Here is a 9,040-nt window from a genome sequence, read left to right as displayed (position 1 = left end):
GGCGGCCGCCGCCTGACCGGGGGTCACCTTGGCGTCGGTGGTGGCGGGGCGGACGGCGCGGTCGGCGGCGCGGGTGACGCCCGCGTAGCCGAGGTGCCGGTCGAGGTGGACGACGAGGTCGCCGCCGAGGACCGGGAGTCCGGCGTGGGTGCGTGTGAAGCGCACGTGACGGGCGCCCTCGGGGTCGAACATCACGTCCTGCGGCTGGAGTTCGTCGCCGGTGACGACCCCGGTGTCGGCCGCGTGGGCGAAGGCCGCGGCACGCGCGGCGTGGACGACCAGGGCGGTCCGCTCGGTGCCGAGGACGGACCGTACGTCCGCCGGGCGGGGGCCCGCGAGGGCCGTACCGGCCAGGCCCATGGCGGCCGTCGTCACCGCGACGGCGACGGCCACGCTGCGTATGTGCGGTCTGCGCACGAGGAGGGGTTCCTTCGTCCGAAGGCGGCCGGTCGCGCCAACCGCCTTGCGACATGGCACCGTTGGGCGCCAGGAGGCCCGGACCGGGCCCGAGGTTCACCCTTCCGGATGAGTCATGGCCACGTAAACCTGGAATGATCCATTTCGCGGTTCCCTATGACAATCCTTTGCGAATATACGTCACAGAGTGATCATTGACTGACCATGTGTGTGTCGGAGCGTGAGATTCCGGCTCAATCCCCTAGGTTCCAGGCCGGAATGTGACCGATGTCGCATCAACAACCGTGCGAACGAGGAGTGGGAACCGGATGGTCTCAGCAACGGTGGGCAGGGGTGCGGTACTCGGAGCGGTCGCGCTGTCTCTCCTCGCGGTCCCGGCGCGGGCGGCGAGCGAGGCGCCGGGCCGCGCGGCGGCACTGCCCGCACCCGACACGGCGGGCGTCGACAGGGTGCTGCGCACCGCGCGGGAACAGGGAGCCCCGGGCGCCGCGGCCCGGATCGACGACCACGGGAGGACGTATCTCATCAGCCGGGGCCTCGCGGACCGGGGCGCGAAACGGGCGATGAGCACCGGCGACCGCTTCCGGATCGGCAGCGTCACCAAGACCTTCTCGACGGTCGTCCTGCTCCAGCTGGCCGACGAGCGCAAGCTCGACCTGGACTCCCCGGTGAACCGCTATCTGCCCGGGCTGCTCCCCGACGACCGGATCACGGTCCGGCACCTGCTGAGCCACCGCAGCGGCCTGTACGACTTCAGCAACGACATGTTCGCCCAGAGCGTCTCCGGCTTCGAGAGCGTGCGGAACAAGGTCTTCACCTACCGCCAGTTGATCGCGCTCTCCCTGAAGAAGCCGCGCACCAACGCCCCCGGCGCGGCCTACTCCTACTCCAACACCAACTTCGTGGTGGCGGGCCTGCTCATCGAGAAGCTGACCGGGCACTCGGTGAGGACCGAGTACCAGAACCGCGTCATCAAGCCGCTGAAGCTGGCCGACACCTTCTACGTCCACCCGGACACCGCGATCCCCGGCCGGTACGCGCGCGGCTATCTGACCCCCGACACGTCCGGTGCCGCGCTGGTCGACGCGACCCGGCAGACCGTGTCCTGGGCGCAGAGCGCGGGCGCGATCATCTCCAGCGCCAAGGACCTGAACACCTTCTACTCCGCGCTGGTGGGCGGGCGGCTGCTCTCCGCCGCGCGGCTCGCCGAGATGGAGCGCTTCACCAAGGTCAACAGCACCACGGCCTACGGCCTCGGACTGCGGCGCCGGGACCTGTCCTGCGGGATCTCGGTCTACGGCCACACGGGCGCCGTACAGGGCTACTACACCTACGCGTTCACCAGCAAGGACGGCGGCCGCAGCCTGACCGCGCTGGTCAACACCTCCAACAACGGCAAGGTCCTGGACACCCTGGCGGGCACCCTGGAGTCGGCGTTCTGCGGCAAGCCCGCCAAAACGGCCCGGCGTGGCACGATGCTCCGCGAACGCGAGGGGGATCTGCGGCAGTAGACGGGAGCGGGCACCGGGAGCCGGGACGCACGGAGCCCGGGAGCCGGGACACGCGAAGTCCAGGAGCCGGGCGCGTTCCACGATCTTGTCGGAACGCTCCCCTCCGGGACACGATGCCCCGCATGAAGGGTGATCTGTTTTCCAGCGAGCACATGGTGCGCCCGGCCGTGGAGCCGGGCCTGACCGTCGAGAACGCCAAGTGTCTGAAGTACACGGTGAACGGCGAGATGCTCGCCCGGCAGGGCGCGATGGTCGCGCACCGGGGCGAGTTGAAGTTCGAGCACAAGGGCCAGGGCATCGGCGGCATGCTCAAGCGCGCCGTCACCGGTGAGGGGCTGCCGCTGATGGTGGTGCGCGGCCGGGGCGAGGCGTGGTTCGCGCACGAGGCGCAGAACTGTTTCATCGTCGAGGTGGAGCCGGGCGACCAGTTCACGGTCAACGGCCGCAACGTCCTGTGCTTCGACGCCACGCTCTCCTACGAGATAAAGACCGTGAAGGGCTCCGGCATCGCGGGCGGCGGCCTGTTCAACAGCGTGTTCAGCGGGCACGGCCGCCTCGGCCTGGTCTGCGAGGGCAACCCGCTGGTGATCCCGGTGTCCCCGGAGAACCCGGTGTACGTCGACACGGACGCCGTGGTCGGCTGGACGGCCGGGCTCGACACCTCGCTGCACCGCTCGCAGTCCTTCGGCTCGATGCTGCGCGGCGGTTCGGGCGAGGCCGTGCAGCTGATGCTCCGGGGCAGCGGCGTCGTGGTGGTCCGCCCGAGCGAGGCCACGCCGCAGTCGGCGCAGCAGCACTGATGGATGCCGACAGCCCGCACTGACGGAGGTCGACAGCCGCACTGACCGAACGTCAAAAATGACCGGAACACGATCGGTTTGAACACTTCACCGTGACCTTCGCGTAACCCTGGGAGACAACGGCAGGGTTACAGCGAGGGATGGCCATGGCCGAGGCGTACGTCGTCGCAGATGAACTGGTCGCCGGGCGGTTCCGGCTCCTTGAGGTCTTCGCCCGGGAGACCGGCCGCGAGTGGTGGCGGGCCGAGGACGTACGGGAGAACCGCGCGTGCCTGGTGACGCGGACCGCGCTGCCGGGCACCGCAGACCAGGACACCCTGCGCCGGACCAGGTCCCGCGTGGTGCGCACCTCCGAGACCATGCGGCTGCTGTGCCCCGGCGGGGTCGCCTCGGTGATCGACGCGGTCGTGGAACCGGGCACGCTGTGGACGGCGGCCCAGTGGATCGACGGCACACCGCTCACCCAACTCCTCGAAGAAGAGGGGCCGTTCGACCCCGTACGGGCGGCCGGCATCGGCCTCGAAGTGCTCGACGTGCTGCGCACCGCGCACGAGGAGGGCATCACCCACGGCGAGCTGAGCCCCGGCCAGATCTTCGTACGGGACGGCGGCACGGTCGTGATCGCGGGCTTCGGGCTCGCGGGCACGACCCTGGCACCGAGGGTCGCGGCGCCGTCGTACGCCTCGCCGGAGCAGGCCCGCGACGAACGCATCGGCCCCGCCGCCGACTTGTGGGCGCTCGGCGCGATCCTCTACACGATGACCGAGGGGCGCCCGCCGTTCCGCGACCGGGGCCGCACCGAGGCCACCCTGCGGGCCGTGGCCCGGCTTCCGCTGCGCGCCCCGCTGCGCACGGGCCCGCTGACCCGGACCGTGGAGGGGCTGCTGCGCAAGAACTCCCGAGAGCGGCTGACCCGTCCGGTGGTGCGCGCCTCGCTGGTGCGGGTGCTGGAGGAGGACGCGGGTGCGTACGGCACGCCCGCGCCCGCTCCGGAGGCCGAGGTGGAGACGGAGGCGGCCCCGCCGGGCGGCGGTGTCCTGCGGAGCAGACGGGTCCTGGCGGCCGGGGTGTGCCTGGCCGTCGCCGCCGTGGCCGCCGCCGCGCTGGCCGTCTTGCACCAGTCGTCGGAGGAGGTGGCGGGGGCACGGCCGAGCGGGGCGGCCGCGTCGGCAGGTGCGGGTGCGTCGGAGGCCGGTACGAGCACGGGGTCCGGCACCGGCGCGGTCCCCGGCCGGAGCGAGGCACCGGCCCCGAGCGGCACCCCGGGCCCGAGCACGGCCCCCGGCAAGGGCACGACCCCCGCCCCTACCTCCACCCGCACCCAGGGCCACCCCGCCTCTCCGTCCGGCACCTCCGCCGCCCTCCCCGCCGGATTCCGCACGTACACCGCCCCGGAGGGCTTCACGGTCGCCCTGCCCGAGGAGTGGCAGCGCCTCGGGATCAGATCTGGCGCCGACAACTCCTACCGGGTCACCTTCGGCCCCGGCGGCTCCTCCTCCCCCACGCTCGCCGTCACCTACAGCGAACGGGTGGGGTCCGACCCCGTGGCCGTCTGGCGTGACGACGTCGAACCCGGCCTCGCCCAGGAGGACGGCTACCAGCGGATCGGCGAGATCGAGGCCACCGACCAACAGGGCCACTCCGCCGCCGACATGGAGTGGCTGTCCGGCACCGGGCAGGCGCGGACGCACACCTTCGGGCGCGGCTTCCTGCTCGGCGGCGGCCGGGGCTACTCCCTGCGCTTCACCACCCCGGCCGCCGACTGGGAGGACCCGGCGAACCAGGCCGTACTGCGCACCGCGCTCCGTACCTTCCGCGCCTGAGTAGCCGTACTCATGACCGGCGTTGCCCGGCGGCGCCACCATGGGGGCTCCCCGACCCCCGCCTGGAGGCCGCCATGACCGTCGCGCATCCCGCCCCGCGCACCGTGCACCGCCGGGTGCCGCCCCTGCTGTTCGCGGGCGTGGCCGCCCTGGGGCTCGCCGTCTCCGCGATCGGCGTACACGACCGTACGACCTGGTTCCTGGAGACGTTCTGGGTGCTGATCGGGCTGCCGCTGGTGCTGCTGACCTGGCGGCGCTTCCCCCTGACCGGCCTGCTGTGCGGCCTCCTCGCCGCACATGCCCTGGTCCTCGCGGCCGGGGGCCACTACACCTACGCCGAGGTGCCCGCGGGCGACTGGGTCCGGGACGCCTTCGGCCTCAGCCGCAACCCGTACGACCGGTTCGGGCATCTGATGCAGGGCTTCGTCCCGGCGATCCTGGTCCGCGAACTCCTCAGCCGTACCTCGCCGTTGCGCGGCAGCCGCTGGCTGGCGCCGCTCACCGTGTGCGCCTGCCTCGCCTTCAGCGCGTGCTTCGAGCTGCTGGAGTGGGCGGCCGCCGAGATCGGCGGCCACGGCGCCGACGCCTTCCTGGCCACCCAGGGAGACGTCTGGGACACCCAGTGGGACATGTTCTGCGCCCTGATCGGAGCGGTGCTGTCCCTGCTGCTGCTCAGCAAGGTCCACGACCGGCAGCTCGCCGCGCTGGAGACCGGCGACCGGTGATCCCGGCCGGTGAGGCGGCCGCCGGACTCAGGCGGCGGAGCGTTCGGCGAGGGGACGGCGGCGCAGGGAGGCGTCCGTCAGGGAGCGCGGCGGGAAGGAGGCGGCGGGGTTGTAGAGGTTCACCCCCGGGCGCACGATCTCGTCGATCCGGTCGAGGGTCGCGTCGTCCAGGGTGAGCGCCGCTCCCTTGAGGAGGGCCTCCAGTTGGTCCATGGTCCGCGGGCCGATGATCGCCGACGTGACGGCGGGGTGGGCCACGGTGAAGGCCACGGCGAGTTCCGGCAGGGTGCAGCCGATGCTCTCGGCGAGTTCGACGAGCTGCTCGACGGCGTCGAGCTTGGCGGCGTTCTCGGCGATGGCGGGATCGAAGAAGCCCGGCCGGATCGCGGCGCGGCCGGTCTCCATGTCGACGGGCCTGTCCTTGCGGATCTTGCCGGTGAGGAAACCGAAGGCGAGGGGGCTCCAGACCAGGACTCCCATGCCGTGGCGCTCGGCGACGGGCAGGAGCGAGGACTCGATCCCGCGGGCCAGAATCGAGTAGGGCGGCTGGGCGGTGCGGAAGCGTCCGAGGGCGCGCCGCTCGGAGACGTGGTGGGCCTCGACGATCTCCTCCGGCTGGAAGTTCGAGCAGCCGAAGGTGCGTATCTTGCCCTGGGTCACGAGGTCGGTGAGGACCGAGAGGGTCTCCTCGATGTCCGTGGTGTGGTCCGGCAGATGGATCTGGTAGAGGTCGATCCAGTCGGTGTCCAGACGCCTCAGGCTGTCCTCGACCGCCTTGAGGATCCAACGCCGCGAATTGCCACCGCGGTTGCGGCCCTCGCCCATCGGGAAGTGGACCTTGGTGGCGAGCACGACGTCGTCACGGCGCCCTCGCAGCGCCTTGCCCACGATCTCCTCGGACTCTCCCTGGCCGTACATGTCGGCGGTGTCGAGGAAGTTGACGCCCTGGTCGAGGGCGGCGTGGATGATGCGGACGCAGTCGTCGTGGTCGGAGTTGAAGCCGTCCTGGAACATCATGGTGCCGAGGCAGTGGGTGCTGACCTCGATGCCGGTTCTGCCAAGGGTGCGATAGCGCATGGCGATGCTTCCTCACTGGAGCGGCCGATCACGCGGAGCGACAGGGCGTCGACCGCGCGACGGACTCTAGTAATTGGAGTCCGCTCCAGGTCAACCCTTGTGGCGGACCCAGAGCGGCAGGCCGTACCAGCACGTCAGGTACCAGGCGACGACCGCCGCGACCAGCCAGGGGACGTAGTCGTCGTGGGTGGCGACGCGCAGGATCAGCAGCAGCGAGGAGGCCATGGTGGCGAGGAGCAGGATCAGGCCCACGAAGGTGAGGAGGCCGGCCAGGCGGACCGCGCGTGGCTTGACGCGGCGTCCGGAGACCAGGCGGTGCAGGGAGACCGGGCCGATGAGGGCGCCGGTGGCGCAGGCGCCGAGGACGACCGTCACGATGTAGATGATCTGGTCGGTGCGGGCGAGTTCGCCGTACTTGGGCTGGAAGACGACGGTGAGCAGGAAACCGAAGAGGATCTGGACACCGGTCTGGGCCACCCGGACCTCCTGGATGAGCTCGCCCCAGCGCCGGTCGGCCCGCTCTTCCTCGGTCTCGTTACGGCCTCTGCGCGTTCCCTCCTCGGTCATGCGGTGCAGTTAACCGCCCGAGCGTCTCTTCAAACCGGCCCGGCGCCACCCCGAACCGGCCCGGTGTCCCCGGACCGGCCCGGTGTCCCCCGGTCGGAACTACCGGAAGTAGTGCCCCTCCTCCAGGTCGGCCAGGAGCCCGGTCTCCGTCGGCTCCCAGCCGAGCAGCTCGCGGGTCAGCGTGCTCGACGTGGGGTTGTCGACCCCGGTGAAGCGGCCCACGAAGCCGTAGCGGGCCTCGGCCTCCTCGCCCGTCAGGCTGATGACGGGAACGTCCAGGTGACGGCCGATGACCTCGGCGATCTCCCGGAACGGCACTCCTTCCTCGGCGTTGGCGTGCAGCCGCTGTCCTGCGGGCGCCTTCTCCAGGGCGAGCCGGAACAGCCGGGCGGCGTCGAGCCGGTGGACGGCGGGCCAGCGGTTGGCGCCGTCCCCGACGTAGGCGGCGACGCCCTTCTCGCGGGCCACGTCGATGAGACGGGGTACGAAGCCGTGGTCGCCGCGTCCGTGCACGGTGGGCGCGAGCCGGACCACGGAGGAGCGCACGCCGTCCTCGGCCAGCGCGGTCGTCGCCTCCTCGGAGGCGGTGCGGTGGGTGCCGGGGGCGGGGGCGTCGGCCTCGGTGATCAGGCGGCCCGTCGGGCCGATCGCGGTGCCGGAGGTGACGACCAGCGGCCGGTCCGAGCCGGCGAGCGCGGCGCCCATGGCCCGGATGGCGGTGAGGTCGGTGTCGCCCGCCGCGCGGACGTCGGCGAAGTCGTGGACGAAGGCGAGGTGGATCACGCCGTCGGCGGTGTCGGCGACGCGGGCCAGGTCCTCGGGGTCCGCCAGGCTGCCCCGGTGCACCTCGGCGCCCGCGGCCTTCAGCGCGGCGGCCCCCTCGTCGGACCGGGCGAGGCCGACGACCTCGTGCCCGGCGCCGATGAGTTCGGGTACGACCGCCGAGCCGATGAATCCGGTGGCCCCGGTGACGAAAACACGCATGTCGTTGCTCTCCTAGGACGGTGGGTGGGAGTGCTTCCATCCTTGGCCGGGCGGAGCGTCCGCGTCCAAAGCTTGTTCCGCATCGGGCAATACGTTTCGGGCATCACCGCAGGTCAGATAGCTCATATGGCAGAGGGTCGTACGCTGGGGGCATGTCCGACTCCCCCGCCGACGCGGATCTCGACCTCAGGCTGGTGCGGTACTTCACGGTCGTCGCCGAGCACCGGCACTTCGGGCGCGCGGCCGCCGCGCTGCATATCACCCAGCCGTCCCTGAGCCGTCAAGTGCGCCGCCTGGAGCGGGAGTTGGGGGCCAGGCTGCTCGACCGCACCCCGCAGGGCACGCGGCTCACCGAGGCGGGCGAGGTGTTCCTGCCGCGCGCGAGGTCGCTGCTGCGGGCGGCGGGACAGGCGGCGGCCGCCGCACGGGCCGCCGCCGAGCCCAGCCGGATCACCGTCGGATACACGACCGGCGTGATCGTCACCCCGGCCGTGCGCGAGCTGCGCCGCCGGTTCCCGGACGCGGACGTACGCACGGCGCATCTGCGCTGGCAGGAGGCCCGGGACACGCTGACGAGCCACCGGGTGGACGCGCTGGTCACGCGGCTGCCGTTCGTCACCGAGGGCCTGCGGGTGACCGTGCTCTACGACGAGCCGCGCGTGGTCGTCATGCCGCTGGACCACCGGCTCGCGGGCAAGGAGTCGGTCACCCTGGACGACATCGCGGACGAGCCACTGCCCCGGGTCCCGGACCGGCTGTGGGACGCGTTCTGGCGGATCGACCCGCGCCCGGACGGGCGGCCCGCGCCGGACGGCCCGTTCATCGAGGACATCGAGGACAAGTTCGAGCTGGTCGCCTCCGGGCAGTCGCTGGCGCTCGCGGCGGGCGTACCCGGGCTGCGTCCGCCGCGCCCGGATCTGACCACGGTGCCGCTGCACGGGGTCGAGCCGTGCCAGGTGGCCGTGGCGACCCGGGCTGGGGACAACGGGCGGCTGGTGACGGAGTTCCGCCGGTGCGCCGAGGCGCTGCTGACCGGGCCCGGGGTCGTCGAGTGAGTCAGGCGCCGGGGGTCAGGCGCCGGGGGTCAGCTGGGCCTGGACGAGCGGCCCGTAGCGGTCGGCCACGGCGTCGGCCTC

The 9,040-nt window shown here is 72.1% G+C and carries 8 protein-coding genes and 1 pseudogene; 5 read left to right on the top strand and 4 right to left on the bottom strand.

What is annotated here, in order from left to right; all coding sequences use genetic code 11:
* A pseudogene (locus GTW40_RS11720) lies at positions 1 to 417 on the bottom strand (flagellar biosynthesis protein FlgM); the annotation flags it as partial.
* 308 nt (positions 418 to 725) lie between these two features.
* Between GTW40_RS11720 and GTW40_RS11715 the strand changes: the two are divergent.
* The 4 genes from GTW40_RS11715 to GTW40_RS11700 all read left to right on the top strand — a co-directional run bounded on the left by GTW40_RS11715 (position 726) and on the right by GTW40_RS11700 (position 5,276).
* Complete coding sequence (locus GTW40_RS11715; RefSeq protein ID WP_161180110.1) at positions 726 to 1,928, top strand: serine hydrolase domain-containing protein; 1,203 nt, start codon at positions 726 to 728, stop codon at positions 1,926 to 1,928.
* Positions 1,929 to 2,050: 122 nt separating this feature from the next.
* Positions 2,051 to 2,728 carry an AIM24 family protein gene (locus tag GTW40_RS11710; RefSeq protein ID WP_161180109.1) on the top strand — a complete coding sequence of 226 codons (678 nt, stop codon included), beginning with the start codon at positions 2,051 to 2,053 and terminating at the stop codon, positions 2,726 to 2,728.
* A 140-nt stretch (positions 2,729 to 2,868) separates the two neighbouring features.
* Positions 2,869 to 4,551: a serine/threonine-protein kinase gene (locus GTW40_RS11705; RefSeq protein WP_161180108.1), complete on the top strand. Its 1,683-nt coding sequence runs from the start codon at positions 2,869 to 2,871 to the stop codon at positions 4,549 to 4,551.
* A 74-nt stretch (positions 4,552 to 4,625) separates the two neighbouring features.
* Positions 4,626 to 5,276 (top strand): DUF2238 domain-containing protein, encoded by a 651-nt coding sequence (locus GTW40_RS11700; RefSeq protein ID WP_202485742.1) that lies wholly within the window; start codon positions 4,626 to 4,628, stop codon positions 5,274 to 5,276.
* A gap of 27 nt (positions 5,277 to 5,303) precedes the next feature.
* Here the strand turns inward: GTW40_RS11700 and GTW40_RS11695 are convergent, their stop codons facing one another.
* The 3 genes from GTW40_RS11695 to GTW40_RS11685 all read right to left on the bottom strand — a co-directional run bounded on the left by GTW40_RS11695 (position 5,304) and on the right by GTW40_RS11685 (position 7,904).
* Entirely contained in the window at positions 5,304 to 6,353 is a 1,050-nt protein-coding gene (locus GTW40_RS11695; protein WP_161180107.1) for an aldo/keto reductase, read from the bottom strand.
* A 90-nt stretch (positions 6,354 to 6,443) separates the two neighbouring features.
* On the bottom strand, positions 6,444 to 6,920 hold the full coding sequence (locus GTW40_RS11690; protein WP_161180106.1) for a DUF6328 family protein: 477 nt from the start codon (positions 6,918 to 6,920) through the stop codon (positions 6,444 to 6,446).
* 99 nt (positions 6,921 to 7,019) lie between these two features.
* Entirely contained in the window at positions 7,020 to 7,904 is an 885-nt protein-coding gene (locus GTW40_RS11685; RefSeq protein ID WP_161180105.1) for an SDR family oxidoreductase, read from the bottom strand.
* A 152-nt stretch (positions 7,905 to 8,056) separates the two neighbouring features.
* Here GTW40_RS11685 and GTW40_RS11680 point away from each other — a divergent pair, with 152 nt between their 5' ends.
* Positions 8,057 to 8,959, top strand: coding sequence for a LysR family transcriptional regulator (locus GTW40_RS11680; RefSeq protein ID WP_161180104.1), 903 nt, complete (start codon positions 8,057 to 8,059; stop codon positions 8,957 to 8,959).
* Positions 8,960 to 9,040: the final 81 nt, after the last annotated feature.

The sequence above is a fragment of the Streptomyces sp. SID4985 genome (genome assembly GCF_009863025.1).
Classification (GTDB): Bacteria; Actinomycetota; Actinomycetes; order Streptomycetales; family Streptomycetaceae; genus Streptomyces.
The sequence above is the reverse complement of the archived record's forward strand: the minus strand, read 5'-3'. Positions and strand labels throughout refer to the sequence as shown.